The sequence below is a fragment of the uncultured Tateyamaria sp. genome, from assembly GCF_947503415.1.
GTDB lineage: Bacteria > Pseudomonadota > Alphaproteobacteria > Rhodobacterales > Rhodobacteraceae > Tateyamaria.
This window is the reverse complement of sequence record NZ_CANNDS010000002.1, coordinates 728,729-742,563: the sequence shown is the minus strand read 5'-3', so window position 1 is coordinate 742,563 and position 13,835 is coordinate 728,729. Positions and strand designations below refer to the sequence as shown.

Genomic DNA, 13,835 nt, shown 5'->3' with positions numbered 1-13,835 from the left:
TTTGTCAAGGGAGGCGGACATGCACGAGAAAGAGCGGCACACAATTATCCTGTCTGCGGTTGAAGAGCGGCCTGTCGCCACCGTCGCAGACCTGTGCAATCTGACCGGCGCGTCCGAGGCGACAATCCGTCGTGATATCGCAACTCTGCATCAGGACAAGCTGTTGCGCCGCGTTCGGGGGGGAGCGGAAGCACTGAGCCCGCCACAGTTCGTTGGCCTCGCCGGGCGCCCTTTCTCGGTCAATGAAACGATGAGGATCGAAGAAAAGCAGGCGATTGCGGCTGCCGCTGTGGACATGTGCGATGACGGAGATGCGATCATCATCAATGGCGGGACCACAACGTTCCAGATGGTGCATCCGCTGGCCGGTCGCCGCATGCAGGTGTTCACCAACTCGTTTCCGATTGCGGAGCATTTGCTGAAGCATTCCAAAAACACGGTCATGCTTTCAGGCGGCACGATCTACCGCGAGCAGAACATCATCCTGTCGCCCTTCGACAACGATGTGACGCGAAACTTCTGCGCGCGGCGCATGTTCATGGGCGCGCAGGGCCTCGGCCCACTCGGATTGATGGAGGCTGATCCGCTACTGATCCAGGCGGAGGAAAAGCTGATCGGGCAGGCCGACGAATTGGTCGTTCTGGTCGACAGCACGAAGTTCGAGCAGCGCTCGAGCCTTGTACTGTGCCCGCTGAACCGCATCACCACCGTCATCACGGATGACCACATTTCGGACAAAGCGGCCGCCATGCTCGAGGCTGCCGAAGTGAAGCTGATCGTCACCAAATCAGGAGGCGCTCAGAAAGCTGTCGCCTCCTGAGGGCGGCCAAAAGCGAACGTACTTTAGGGAGGACACCAATGAAACGTCGCACATTCACCTCACTCACCGCAGGACTTGGCCTCGCGGCCAGCCTGTTCGGAACATCCGCATTGGCGCAAGACAACATGCGCATCGCACTGGTGGTGAAAGCCCTTGGCATCGGGTTTTTCGAAGCCGCCGCTGAAGGCGCGCAGGAGGCTGCCGAAGAATTGGGCGGGGTTGAGGTCATCTACACCGGCCCGACGGACACTACGGCCGAGGGCCAGATCGAGGTCATCAACGCCCTCATCGCGCAAAACGTGGACGCAATTGCCGTATCTGCCAACGATACCGATGCTTTAGTGCCCGCTCTCAAACGCGCAATGCAGCGTGGCATTACCGTAATATCCTGGGATTCTGGTGTTGCTGATGAAGGCCGCCAGATGCACCTGAATCCGTCTTCAAACGCGCTGATCGGCAACATGATCATTAAACTTGCAGCGGACCAATTGCCTGATGGCGGCGACGTTGCGGTTCTATCGGCCACGACCACATCAACGAACCAGAACATCTGGATTGAAGAGATGAACAAGGTCATGGGCGACTATCCAGGCATCAATGTCGTCTCTACCGTGTACGGTGATGATCTGGCCGATAAATCTTACCGCGAAGCGCAAGGGCTGATGCAGTCCTACCCTGATCTTGACGCAATCATCGCACCAACTTCGGTGGGCATTGTTGCAGCAGCGCAAGCGGTTGCTGACGCGGGCAAGATCGGTGAGGTCAACGTGACTGGACTTGGCCTGCCCTCTGAAATGGCGGGCGCGATTGAAAGCGGGGCATCCAAGTCTTTTGCAATTTGGAACCCGATTGATCTTGGCTACTCCGCGACCATGATCGCCCATGCGCTGGCGTCTGGCGCGGCCACCGCAGAACCGGGGGCCGAAATATCGATTGGACGCGTGGGTACAATCACCTTGGACGACACAAATGCCGCTGCTATGGCGGATCCGTTTGTCTACGACGCGTCCAATATCGAACAGTTCAAGTCGATTTTCTAAGACATTGAACTGGCATCCGACGCGGTCCTCCCGTGCCGCGTCGGTGCGTACACTCTGGTCACAACGAGACACTTGATGCTGAAGCAAACGGATAAAGTTGTGCCGTCTGAAAAGCTGCCCACCGGGCATGCGGTCTTGGCATTGAAGGGGGTCACAAAGACATTCCCGGGCGTAAAAGCCCTGTCCGATGTGTCGCTCACCCTTTACCCCGGAACAGTAACCGCGCTGATTGGCGAGAATGGCGCGGGCAAGTCCACGGTCGTCAAGATACTGACGGGCATCTACCAGCCAGACGGCGGTGCCATCCTTGTCGACGCTAACCCAACAGTTTTCTCAGTGCCGCAAGCTGCAGCTGACAATGGTGTGACGGCAATTCATCAGGAAACCGTTCTGTTTGACGAGTTGTCCGTCGCAGAGAACATTTTCCTGGGTCACGCTCCACGCGGATCTTTTGGCCTTATCGACGTCAAGACGATGATGTCCAAGGCTCGGGCGTTGCTCGACGGAATTGGGGCCCAGATCGATCCGGAGCATAAGCTTAAGGATCTTGGCATCGCCAACAAGCATCTGGTGGCAATTGCCCGCGCTCTGTCCATAGACGCACGCGTTGTCATCATGGACGAGCCGACCGCGGCCCTGTCGCACAAGGAAATTGAAGAGCTATACGCGCTGGTCGAAAGCTTGAAGGCGCAAGGCAAGGCGATCCTGTTCATCAGTCACAAGTTCGACGAGATTTTTCGGATTGCGGACAACTATACCGTTTTCCGCGATGGTCAGCTGATTGGCGATGGCGCGATCAAGGATGTCTCGGAAGCTGATCTGGTAAAGATGATGGTCGGCCGTGATGTCAGCCAGATCTTCCCGCAACGCACCAGGCAACCCGGCAAAGCGGTTCTCAAAGTACAGGATTATGCCCACCCGACCGAATTCGATGGCATTGGGTTCGAATTGCGGAAGGGCGAGATCCTTGGGTTCTACGGCTTGGTTGGGGCAGGCCGTTCGGAGTTCATGCAGTCGCTGTTCGGGATTACGCGACCGTCTGCGGGTTCGGTTGAAATTGAAGGCGCACCTGTCCAGATAAAATCGCCAGCAGATGCCGTGGCCAATGGCATCGTGTACGTCCCCGAAGACCGCGGCCAACAGGGCGCGATCCTTGATTTACCGATCTTCCAGAACGTCACGTTGCCATCGCTGGGGCGTATCTCGGGAAACGGATTCTTGCGTTTGGCCGAAGAGTTCAAGCTGGCCCGCGAGTATACGGAACGTCTGGACCTGCGCGCGGCGTCACTGGATACGCATGTCGGCAACCTGTCGGGTGGCAACCAGCAAAAAGTCGTCATCGCCAAATGGCTCGCCACCCAACCCAAGGTCATCATTCTCGATGAGCCGACCAAGGGGGTCGACATCGGCTCCAAGGCCGCGGTGCACGAGTTCATGGCCGAGCTTGCAGCACAGGGACTTGCCATCATCATGGTCAGTTCTGAAATCCCGGAAGTCCTGGGCATGTCCGACCGTGTCATCGTGATGCGCGAGGGGCGTATGGCCGCCGAACTGTCAGGCGATGATCTGCAACCCGAAACACTTGTTCGACACGCTGCTGGCATCTGAAGGGACCACGCCATGCTGAAACGGTTCATTACATCAAGAGAGGCGCTGCTGGTCGGGGCGATCGCCGTTCTGCTTGTGCTGATCTCGTTCAGGTTTCCGGCCTTTGTCACGCCGGGAAACCTGGCCAGTGTCTTCAATGACACGTCGCCACTGATCCTGCTGGCCATCGGTCAGATGATTGTCATCCTGACCAAGTGCATCGACCTGAGCGTGGCCGCAAATTTGGCGCTCACCGGCATGGTCGTTTCCATGGTGAATGTCGCGGCCCCGGGTTTGCCCATCGTCGTCATTCTCATGATCGCCATCGGACTGGGCACGGTGTTGGGCATGTTCAATGGCATCTTGGTCTGGAAACTGCGCATCCCGCCCATCGTTGTGACCTTGGGCACCATGACCATATTCCGCGGCCTCGTCTTCCTCATCTCCGGCGGCAAATGGGTCAACAGCCACGAGATGAGCCCAGCCTTCAAAGCCTATCCGCGTGCGGAACTTCTGGGGCTGCCCGTTCTTAGCTGGATCGCAATTATCGCGGTGATCGTCTTTTCTGTCGTGATGACACGTACCACTCTTGGCCGTGCCTTCTATGCCGCAGGAGGCAATCCGCACGCGGCAACCTATGCAGGCATCAATGTGGGCAAAACGCAATTCTGGGCCTTTACCATCTCTGGGGCACTGGCGGGACTGGCTGGGTATCTTTGGGTGTCACGGTTTGCAGTGGCATATGTCGACATTGCAGGTGGATTTGAGTTGGACGTGGTTGCCGCTTGCGTGATCGGCGGCGTGTCGATCATGGGCGGGATTGGCACGGTTGCAGGTGCTTTGCTGGGGGCCTTGTTCCTTGGCATCATCAAGAATGCGTTGCCTGTGGTGGATATTTCACCCTTCTGGCAACTCGCGATCTCCGGAGGTGCCATCATCATCGCGGTGGCCTTGAATGCACAGGCAAACCGGACCAAGGGCCGCATCATCCTGAAACAGGCGGAGCAGGCGACATGAACACGACCGACCGTCTTATCCCCGACCGTCTGCGCTCGCCGTTGGAGCAACGGTTGAAGAGTTGGGAGACGCTGTTGCTGGCAGTCGCAATCGCGATCTTCGTCGCCAACAGTTTCGCATCGCCCTACTTTCTGAACGCGTGGAACCTCAGCGACGCCACTTTCAACTTTACAGAAAAAGCCATGATTGCCTTTGCGATGGCACTGCTCATCATTTCAGGTGAGATTGATCTTTCTGTTGCATCCATCATTGCGCTCGCGTCAACGGCCATGGGTGCCGCTGTTCAAATGGGCGTGGGGACGCCCGGGCTGGTCCTGATAGGCGTCGGGGTAGGGTTGTTGTGCGGGGCCTTCAACGGCGTTCTTGTGACCCGATTTGGTCTGCCATCCATCGTGGTTACTATCGGCACAATGAGCCTCTTTCGGGGCATCAGCTTCATTGTGCTTGGCGATCAATCTTACCAAGGGTATCCGGCCAGCTTTTCGTGGGTGGGGCAGGGCTATGTGTGGTGGGTGATTTCCTTCGAGTTCGTGCTGTTTGCGATACTCGCGGTCATTTACGGAATACTTCTGCACAGAACCAATTTCGGTCGCGCGGTGTATGCCATTGGCAACAACGCCACCGGTGCGATGTTCTCCGGCATCCGGGTGCAAAGGGTCAAATTCACCCTGTTTCTCTTGACCGGACTGATGTCGGGCATCGCCGCAATCTGCCTGACTGCGCGTCTCGGCTCTACGCGTCCATCGATAGCAACAGGATGGGAGCTTGAAGTCGTGACAATGGTCGTCCTTGGCGGCGTCAGCATATTGGGAGGCTCAGGCACAATTGTTGGCGTTGTCATTGCGGCCTTTGTGATGGGACTGGTAACTTTTGGTCTGGGCCTGCTGAATGTGCCGGGCATCGTCATGTCCATAGTCATTGGCGCGCTGTTGATCGGTGTCATTGCATTGCCACGTCTCTGGTCGATGTGGAGGACCCGTTGATGGAAAAATATGCCTTCAAGATGCGCCTGAACCCTGGCTGCCGCGCCGAATACATCAAACGGCACGACGACATCTGGCCAGAACTGTCCACTCTTCTCAAAGATACCGGTGTGTCCGACTACTCCATCCACTTGGACGCAGACACAAATACTCTGTTTGGCGTGCTGTGGCGTGAGGCGTCACATGCGATGGATGATCTGCCAAGTCACCCAATCATGCAGAAATGGTGGGCATACATGGCGGACATCATGGAAACGCATCCAAACAATGAGCCGGTCGTGACACCTCTTGAAACCGTTTTCCATCTGACATGAACCCGCGCCATATTGCCGTCATCGACATTGGAAAGACCAACGCCAAACTGGTCTTGGTCGACGCGTCGGACCTGTCAGAAATCGCGGTTGTAATCCGCCCGAACAAAGTGCTTCCCGGCCCACCTTGGCCGCACTTTGATGTCGACGGGCACTGGGCTTTCCTCCTCGACGGTTTGCGCGAATTTCAAATGAGCCACGGCATCGATGCCATCTCGATCACCACGCACGGCGCCAGCGCCGCCCTGTTGGATCAGCACGGAGACCTCGCCGCGCCAATTTTGGACTACGAGCATTCCGGTCCTGATGACGTCGTCGCGGACTACGACATCATTCGCCCGCCTTTCTCGGAAACCGGCTCACCCCGCTTGCCCGGAGGGCTAAACATAGGTGCGCAGTTGTTCTGGCAGTTTCACCGCGACCCAGACCTGAAAGCACGCACGCATCGCATCGTCACCTACCCGCAGTATTGGGGTGCGAAGTTGACCGGTGTGGCAGCGATGGATGTGACATCTTTGGGATGCCACACCGACCTCTGGAACCCGCACAAGGGGGCGTTTTCATCGCTGGTTGAGGCGCTGGGCATTGCGGAAAAGTTGCCCCTTGTCCGCAAACCGTCAGAGGTGTTGGGACCGATCTTGCCCACAATTGCGAAGCACACCGGCTTGCCACCGTCCACGCCGGTCTATTGCGGCATTCACGATTCCAACGCGTCGCTTCTTCCTTATATCCTGGGGCATGATGCGCTTTTTAGCGTCGTCTCGTCCGGCACTTGGGTCATCGCTTTGTCGGTTGGAGGAAAGCAAGTCACGCTGGACCCGAATCTCGACACACTGATCAACGTCACGGCGCGTGGTACCGCTGCCCCGTCTGCACGCTTCATGGGTGGACGCGAACACGACGAAGTAACAGGCGGGCATTATCCGAAACCTTCGAAAGGGATCGTCGAAACAGTTATCGAAAAACGGATCATGCTGATGCCTGCCGTTGTTCCTGAAACCGGACCTTTCAAGGGGCAACGTGCCGCCTGGATTGGTGAGGAACCTCCGGTCGGGACCGCGGAACGGGGCGCTGCAGTTGGACTGTATCTCGCGTTGGTGACAGCTGAATGTCTGGCTAATATCGGTCATCTTGGGCCAATTTTTGTCGAGGGTCCTTTTGCGGGAAACCAACTCTACCTCGAGATGCTCGCGGTGGCTGCCGGGTCCGATGTGCATAGCGCGGCCGGGATAACCGGAACAAGTTCTGGAGCCGCTTTACTTGCCACTGGCCCAGGAACGGCACTACAGAACAACACCACGCCGGTACGCGTGACCGCGGCAAAGTCTGCCTTGCTTGAGGGCTATGCCACTGAATGGCGGCAAATAGTACGTCGTAGAACGCGTTAGCAATCTGATGCTGGTTTTCCCTGATGACGACGTTCTTGCCAGCGACGCCTCATCTCTCCGTCCGGATTGTAAAAAACGTTCGACCATAGCGCGAACCTGTGGTGGTATTCCTTACCCATAGCCCACACTGAGTCTTATGGTTGATTTTGTCTCACTGTCCTTGTGTAGCCCCTCCTTTCAATCGGATTTTCACCAGCGGCAGATGATCCGCCGCGTTGAGACGGGAATTCATGCCCGATACGCACTGCGCTGTCTGCCAAGCGCCACTTGCATCAATCCGGAGTTGCGGGGGCGCATGTATTTACGAACGAGAAGTTCGCACCATGGCAACAGTCACATCCGATGTCGGATCCGTAAAGCCACACAGCATTTTCTATGACACCGACGTCGATGATGTCACAATCTCGAACAGTTCGACCTACGCATGGGACATCTGGACCACATCGACCTCAGGCACCGTTGAACATACCGTCACATTGCTGGGCTCTTTCACATAAGATGGCTTTGAAAACCCCAGCGGATCGGTCGCGCAGATCCTCGTGGGTTCCAACGCCGATGGCACAACAGATCTTACCGTTGCCTACAGCACTTTGTCGCTGGTATCCTGCCCGATCTGCTCAGTGGCAACTTGAACGCTTTCTTCGGAGCCGCGTTTTCTCAAGATGACACCATCACTTTGTCCTGTTCGGGCGCCTTCGGCAGGCTGTTCGCATTGGGTGGCGATTTTGCCGAAAGCAATGACACTGTAACAATCACTGGCTTTGGCGCTTATGCTGGAGATGCCCGCTTTGCAAACGGTAACAAACAGGGCGGGGACGATGATTTCACGATCGACGCCGATCACACCGATACCGCGGCGACGATCCATTGTGATATTGAGGTAGCGGACGGCATCGGTGGCAATGACACGTTCACTGGCGGAATACGCGCCTTGCGTTTTTCAAGTGACTGCGATCTTGCTCTCCAGCAACGGATCTACCTTCGTAGGCGGCGACGACACGATCAGCGGCAGCACGCGGGATGACCAGCTTTACGGAGATTTTCGCATCAACAACACAGGCAGCTGCACGGTCAACAGCGGTGCTGACAGCATTCTTGGCGGCGACGGCAACGACGAGATATACGGTGAAGGTGACTTCTTCTCAGGCGGCATGGTCAATCTGAGCGGCGGCAACGACACGATGGATGGCGAAGGCGGTACCGACATTACCAGTTATGCCAATGCGACTTCCGGAGTGACTGTTGATCTGGCCATCAGCGGCGTGGGGCAGGCGATCCGAGGCGGGCAAGGCACAGACCAGCTTGAAAGAATTGAGGGGGTCTTTGGGTCAGCTTTTAACGACACTGTCTTTGCCGGTGCCAGCAACGACTCAATTCTAGGTGGCGGCGGGAGATGACATTCTGCTCACCCGCAGCGGCACTTTTTCTTTTCCGTCGCCCGGATCGGATACGATTGAGGGCGGCTTTGGTGACGATACCATCGGGTTCGCGCCCAACGGAGTGGGGCAATCGGCCTTGGGGTCGAACCAAGTTTTCGACGGCGGTACGACGTTTTTTGGCGCAGTCGGGGACACATTTGTGTTTGAGACGTTTGGTTCGGATTATGATGTTGTCATCAATGGTGGCTCAGGCGGCAGCTTTGTTAAGATTTCCAGCGGGACACGGATCGCCACACTGGACAGGTTTGACAATGTGATCGCGGGCGAGGGTGACGACGTCATCACCAATTCCAGTTCCTTGGGCACATTCTTCGAAGGCAATGGCGGCAATTACTCTATAACGCGCACTGGGACGACGGGTTACGCGTTGTCAGGTGGTGCCGGCGATGACACCATCATCGGCGGTGCCTCCCGCGATAACATTGCTGGGGACGACGACAACGACAGCCTGTCCGGCGGCGACGGGGCCGACACTATTTCAGCAGGCAACGGCAATGACACAGTCAACGGCGGCAATGGTCGTGATGAGGTGTTTCTTGGCAACGGCAATGATCTGTTCAACGACAACAGCCAAGGTGGCGAAGTGAGCCGTGATACCGTGTTCGCGGGCAATGGCGACGACACCATCGAAGGCGGAAACGGCGATGACAGTTTCAATGGCGGCGCATGCAGCGACCTGATCAATGCCAGGCTGGGCAATGACGAGGTTTTTTGGCGGTGACGGGTTCGATACAATCGCTGCAGGCGACGGCGACGACACTGTCTTCGGCGGCAATGGCCGCGACGCAGTATTCCTTGGTAACGGCAACGATGTGTTCAATGACAACGGCCAAGGCGGCGAACTGGGCCGTGACACGGTGTTTGGCGGCGATGGCGATGACACCATCGAGGGTGGCAACGGCGCTGACACGTTCGTACTTAATGCTGTCATGTCGCAAGATGTGATCGAAGACTACGAGGTGGGCACGGACACGCTTTCGTTCGCGGACGCACTCCGTGGCGGGCGCACAGACGCGCAGTTCATCGCTGATTTTGCCTCTGTCGTCGGTCGAAATGTGGTGTTCGAGTTCGCCGTGGGCCAGTCAGTCACGCTGAATGGTGTGAGCAGCACATCCGGGCTCGCCAACGACTTGGATTTTTTCTGATTGGGGGGGTGATGGACGAGTTCCAATGCGCTCCGGTTTAATCACGGCGGAACCGCGCTTGTGCGGCTGCGAAGCAGTTTGGGCATCAGTGGATATGGCTTGCACGCCAGATGGCGGGTGTATGACGAAATGATTTCGTTCGGTGGGCAGATCGAACCACAGCGCGGCAAAAAGTGAATGGAACTAGATCATGGCAAACGCATCTTTGCCCCTTGCTCAAGTCATTCAGGCAGGGCGCAAAGGAAGCAATAGATTCCGGGATTGGACAGGGTGCTCATGGGTGAGACCTTCATGTTTCGTTTTCCAGCGTTGCTTGACACCGGAATGGTCTGAGATTCAGTCGCTTATTTGGAAGCAGGTGGAGGCGAGTACCGGAATCGAACCGGTGTACACGGATTTGCAATCCAGTGTATTTCGCACCAAAAACAAACCCTTAGGGCCAAAGAAGTATCAAGACATTTGTCGAACAAGTTGTGAACCTGATACCCGCGTTTTCGTAGGCACAATGCCATGAGCGGCATGGCGCTGATCTGGGCTGCGAACGTCAAAGGTCTCAAGCCCGCCGCCAAGATTGTGCTGATCCAACTGGCGGATTTCCACAACAAGGAAACGGGTCAGTGCAACCCAAGCGCACAGCGGTTGGCGGACGAGTGCGAGATGGGGCGGGCCACGCTGTTTCGGCACATGACGACGTTGGAGGACTGTGGCCTCGTCACACGCCATGCCCGTGGCGATGGCGAGGGAGGGCGCGGGTCTAATCAGTATGAGTTGCACCTTGATATTACCCTTGGCCCCAGTTCGCGCCCGAAGGGTGCGGGAAGCGCTCCTAACGGGGTTGTGTCTCAAAATGAGACGGGGGGAAACGTCTCAAAAAAGCGTGGGAAAAGTCTCAAGGGTGGGACGGGGGTAGTCTCAAAACGGGACAAGAACCTTACCATTGAACCTAAGAAAGAACCTCCTTCGCGCGAGCGCAAGGCGGCGGAGGCTGAGAAGATTTTGGCAGCCTATCCACCAGACCGACTGCGCGGAACAGCGGCCTGCCTTGCCCAAATCGAAGAGGCCATGAACGAAGGGATCAGGCCGGAGGACTTGCGGCTGGCGGTCCAAGCCTACGCGACCGACAGTGCAGGTTTCACCCGCTCCAAGGTCTGCTTTTCCGACAACTGGTTTCAGTCGCGGCGGTGGCTGGCCTATGTTGAGAAGCTGGCGGAAGACCGAGAAAAGGCGGCAGCATTGCAGGCCGATCACCATGCGCGGCTGGCCTGCTGGATCAGCGACCGCAGCCCGATGTGCAAACACATCACGGCCAAGCAGATCGACGGATTGCTGGCGTCAAAGCTGGTCACCGAGGCGCAAATCCAAGCCGCAGGCCTCGGATCATGACCGCAACCGATCCGACAGAAGAGCAAACAGCAAGGCGACCCATGTCATACGCTGGCGCTGCTGACACGGGACCTTGCGAGGGGCGGCACGCCTCCCCTTCGAACCCCACCGGCGCGGGAAAAGCCCGCACCAAAGAGCCGCTGACCGAGACGTTCGTCTTTCGGTGTAGCGCCGCAGAGAAGGCCCAGTTGCGCGCCAAGGCCGAGGCTGCTGGCATGCCAGCTGCGACCCTGCTGCGCGAGGCGCTTGGCCTCACTGAAGCCCGCCGTCGCAAGTCCATCCCCCGCGTCGATCCGGCGCTTGTGCTGGCCGTCGGGCGCATCGGTGGCAACCTCAACCAAATCGCCCGCTGGCTAAACCGCGCGATGCTGGCGGGCCGCGTTGACCTCGACGCACTTACCGTCGCCCGCCGGTTGTTGACTATCGAACGCCAGCTTGCCCAGATCATCGACGCGGCCCGCCGATGCTGATCAAGTTTTTCCGCAACGGCAAAGGCGCGGGCGCGGGTCCGGTTGGCTACCTCGTCGCGGACAAGGTGCTGGCCTATGATGACAACCGCGACCTGATCCGCAATGCTGACGGCCAGCCGATGACGGTCACGCGAGAACCCTTGCCCGAGGTCCTGCGCGGCAATCCCGACCGCACTGAGGCGCTGATTGACGCCAGCCGCCACCAATGGACCTACCGCGCGGGCGTGATCAGCTTTGCCACCGAAGATGCCCCGACCGAGGAACAGCAGGCCGAGGTTATGGACCACTTCGAGCGTCTGGCCTTCGCGGGGCTGGACCCCGAGCAATATGAGGTGCTCTGGGTCCGCCATCGCCACGAAGGCCGGGTCGAGCTTCACTTCTGCACCCCGCGTCTGGAACTGACGACAGGTAAGAGCCTGAACATCGCGCCACCGGGTTACCTGGAAGCCTACGACAGCCTGCGGGACGTGATGAACCAGCGCCACGGCTGGGCCGATCCGATGGACGTGGAGCGGGCGCAGGAGGTCCGAGACACCATCGAGGCCCCAACCCGCGCCCAAGGCCGCGAAGAGTTGCATGCGTGGCTGCAAGACCAGATCAGCGTCGGCCTGATCACCGACCGTGCTAGCATGCTCGACGCGCTCACCGACGCAGGCTTCGGCCTTCCGCGCACTGGCAAGGCCTACATCACTGCCCGCGACCCCGACACCGGCGAGCGATGGCGGCTGAAAGGAGAGATTTTCCATGAAGACTGGCAAGCCGACCCGGCTGAGCGAGAAGCTGAACGCGGAACTGGATACGATCCGGCAGGACTACGCCGCCTCGATGGCATCCCAGTTGGAGAGCTTCAGGACCGATTTGAGCAAAATTGCGACCATCGCGCAGCGTACAATCGAAACCGATACCCGCACCTTTCTGCGACAGAACAAGAGCTGGCTGACGATCTCGCCCTGGCTGATCACGGGGACGTTCTTGGCGGGGATCGTCTTGATGATGGCCGCGAGCTTGCTCTGGACGTTGATACTGGCGAGCTCGGAACTGACGGACTTGGGTCTGACGCGGATCGACAGGGAGGACGCGAAATGGCTGGTGCTGGACCCGACCAAGACGCGCCTGAGGACCTGCACGCTGGGCGACAGATCAGTGACCTGCATCAAGATCGAGGAGAACTAGATGACGACACCCCTGACAGCCTTGGAACGCGACTTGCTCGCCTGCGTCGAGCGGTTGGTGACGGCCTGCGAGGTCTCAGCAAAGGACTTGAGCGGGTTAGAGGAACGCTCGACAGCCAAGATGCAGAGCCAGATGGATGGTATCGCAGAATGCGTGACGCTGCTGGTGCGTTCGCAAGCCGTATCAATGAAAGCATTGCGTGGCTTGTTGAGCGAGGAAGCGAGCTACGCGACGCTAGACGAACAGTTGAGCAGGAGCTTGAGCTTAGCGAAGCACGCCGAAGAGAGGCTGAGACAGAGCTAGAAGCGCGGGAGGTGGAGATGGACAGGGGGATGACGCATTGAGACGGCAAAGCCGATTGACAAATGGTAACGTATGTGTCACTAATGGTCGCAATGAATAAGCTTGTTGTCTATGTCACTGAAACGGGGAAAACGCCGTTTGAAGATTGGTTTGACGATCTCGACACGGCGGCTGCAATAAAAGTCAGAACGGCACTTGCGCGGATCGAGACCGGAAACCTAGGCGACGTGAAGCCTGTCGGACAAGGCGTGTCAGAGCGGCGCATCACCTTCGGCCCCGGCTACCGCGTCTATTTTGGCAAAGACGGCGATACGCTTGTGATCTTGCTCTGTGGCGGAACGAAAAAGCGCCAGTCAAAGGACATTGAGCAGGCCAAAGCATATTGGGACGACTACAAGACCCGCAAAGAGAAAGGCGACTGACATGCCCCTGACGAAAGACTTTAAAGATACGATCAAAGCCCGCGCTGAGCGCGATCCTGAGTTTCGTGCGGGTCTATTTCGCGAAGCCATCGAGGCGATGCTCAGCGACGATCTGGAGACAGGTAAAGTCCTGTTGCGCGACTACGTGAACGCCACAGTGGGGTTTGAAGCCTTGGCGCAAGACATGGACAAAGACCCCAAGAGCCTGATGCGGATGCTCAGCGCGAAGGGAAACCCGCGCGCTGATAATCTTCTGGCCATGGTGTCGCGGCTGAAGCAACGCGAAGGCGTGTCGTTTTCAATCACTCAGAGTACTGAATTTCGCGCGTAGCTGCGGTTTAGGTGTTTGCAATA

General features: G+C 57.7%; 17 protein-coding genes. 16 read left to right on the top strand and 1 reads right to left on the bottom strand.

Annotated elements, in window-relative coordinates:
- Positions 1-19 precede the first annotated feature (19 nt).
- The 8 genes from Q1A32_RS14885 (at position 20) to Q1A32_RS14850 (ending at position 7,643) form a co-directional block, all read left to right on the top strand.
- Positions 20-820 carry a DeoR/GlpR family DNA-binding transcription regulator gene (locus tag Q1A32_RS14885; protein ID WP_299654720.1) on the top strand — a complete coding sequence of 267 codons (801 nt, stop codon included), beginning with the start codon at positions 20-22 and terminating at the stop codon, positions 818-820.
- Positions 821-858: 38 nt separating this feature from the next.
- Complete coding sequence (gene rhaS, locus Q1A32_RS14880) at positions 859-1,860, top strand: rhamnose ABC transporter substrate-binding protein (RefSeq protein WP_299611708.1); 1,002 nt, start codon at positions 859-861, stop codon at positions 1,858-1,860.
- A 75-nt stretch (positions 1,861-1,935) separates the two neighbouring features.
- Positions 1,936-3,468, top strand: coding sequence for a sugar ABC transporter ATP-binding protein (locus Q1A32_RS14875; RefSeq protein WP_299654717.1), 1,533 nt, complete (start codon positions 1,936-1,938; stop codon positions 3,466-3,468).
- A gap of 12 nt (positions 3,469-3,480) precedes the next feature.
- Positions 3,481-4,464 carry an ABC transporter permease gene (locus Q1A32_RS14870; protein WP_299654714.1) on the top strand — a complete coding sequence of 328 codons (984 nt, stop codon included), beginning with the start codon at positions 3,481-3,483 and terminating at the stop codon, positions 4,462-4,464.
- On the top strand, positions 4,461-5,447 hold the full coding sequence (locus tag Q1A32_RS14865) for an ABC transporter permease (protein ID WP_299654712.1): 987 nt from the start codon (positions 4,461-4,463) through the stop codon (positions 5,445-5,447). Before Q1A32_RS14870 ends, Q1A32_RS14865 begins: the two co-directional genes overlap by 4 nt.
- The gene (gene rhaM / locus Q1A32_RS14860; protein WP_299654709.1) at positions 5,447-5,761 is read left to right on the top strand and encodes an L-rhamnose mutarotase; all 315 of its coding nucleotides are present in this window, start codon (positions 5,447-5,449) and stop codon (positions 5,759-5,761) included. Before Q1A32_RS14865 ends, rhaM begins: the two co-directional genes overlap by 1 nt.
- On the top strand, positions 5,758-7,146 hold the full coding sequence (locus Q1A32_RS14855) for an FGGY-family carbohydrate kinase (protein ID WP_299654706.1): 1,389 nt from the start codon (positions 5,758-5,760) through the stop codon (positions 7,144-7,146). The genes rhaM and Q1A32_RS14855 overlap by 4 nt, the downstream gene beginning before the upstream one ends.
- 323 nt (positions 7,147-7,469) lie before the next feature.
- Complete coding sequence (locus Q1A32_RS14850) at positions 7,470-7,643, top strand: hypothetical protein (RefSeq protein WP_299654701.1); 174 nt, start codon at positions 7,470-7,472, stop codon at positions 7,641-7,643.
- 83 nt (positions 7,644-7,726) lie between these two features.
- Here the strand turns inward: Q1A32_RS14850 and Q1A32_RS14845 are convergent, their stop codons facing one another.
- Positions 7,727-8,014, bottom strand: coding sequence for a hypothetical protein (locus tag Q1A32_RS14845; protein WP_299654698.1), 288 nt, complete (start codon positions 8,012-8,014; stop codon positions 7,727-7,729).
- A 34-nt stretch (positions 8,015-8,048) separates the two neighbouring features.
- Between Q1A32_RS14845 and Q1A32_RS14840 the strand changes: the two genes are divergently transcribed.
- The 8 genes from Q1A32_RS14840 to Q1A32_RS14805 all read left to right on the top strand — a co-directional run bounded on the left by Q1A32_RS14840 (position 8,049) and on the right by Q1A32_RS14805 (position 13,812).
- Positions 8,049-8,543: a hypothetical protein gene (locus tag Q1A32_RS14840; RefSeq protein WP_299654695.1), complete on the top strand. Its 495-nt coding sequence runs from the start codon at positions 8,049-8,051 to the stop codon at positions 8,541-8,543.
- The gene (locus tag Q1A32_RS14835) at positions 8,527-9,306 is read left to right on the top strand and encodes a calcium-binding protein (RefSeq protein WP_299654692.1); all 780 of its coding nucleotides are present in this window, start codon (positions 8,527-8,529) and stop codon (positions 9,304-9,306) included. Before Q1A32_RS14840 ends, Q1A32_RS14835 begins: the two co-directional genes overlap by 17 nt.
- The gene (locus Q1A32_RS14830) at positions 9,284-9,730 is read left to right on the top strand and encodes a calcium-binding protein (RefSeq protein ID WP_299654689.1); all 447 of its coding nucleotides are present in this window, start codon (positions 9,284-9,286) and stop codon (positions 9,728-9,730) included. The genes Q1A32_RS14835 and Q1A32_RS14830 overlap by 23 nt, the downstream gene beginning before the upstream one ends.
- A gap of 510 nt (positions 9,731-10,240) precedes the next feature.
- Positions 10,241-11,113, top strand: coding sequence for a helix-turn-helix domain-containing protein (locus tag Q1A32_RS14825; protein WP_299654686.1), 873 nt, complete (start codon positions 10,241-10,243; stop codon positions 11,111-11,113).
- A gap of 41 nt (positions 11,114-11,154) precedes the next feature.
- Complete coding sequence (gene mobC / locus Q1A32_RS14820) at positions 11,155-11,583, top strand: plasmid mobilization relaxosome protein MobC (protein ID WP_299654683.1); 429 nt, start codon at positions 11,155-11,157, stop codon at positions 11,581-11,583.
- Positions 11,577-13,100, top strand: a complete 1,524-nt coding sequence (locus Q1A32_RS14815; protein WP_299654680.1) for a relaxase/mobilization nuclease domain-containing protein — start codon at positions 11,577-11,579, stop codon at positions 13,098-13,100. The genes mobC and Q1A32_RS14815 overlap by 7 nt, the downstream gene beginning before the upstream one ends.
- A gap of 51 nt (positions 13,101-13,151) precedes the next feature.
- The gene (locus tag Q1A32_RS14810; protein ID WP_299654677.1) at positions 13,152-13,481 is read left to right on the top strand and encodes a type II toxin-antitoxin system RelE/ParE family toxin; all 330 of its coding nucleotides are present in this window, start codon (positions 13,152-13,154) and stop codon (positions 13,479-13,481) included.
- Between the two features lies 1 nt (position 13,482).
- Entirely contained in the window at positions 13,483-13,812 is a 330-nt protein-coding gene (locus Q1A32_RS14805) for a DNA-binding protein (RefSeq protein ID WP_089280539.1), read from the top strand.
- The last annotated feature ends 23 nt before the right edge of the window (positions 13,813-13,835 follow it).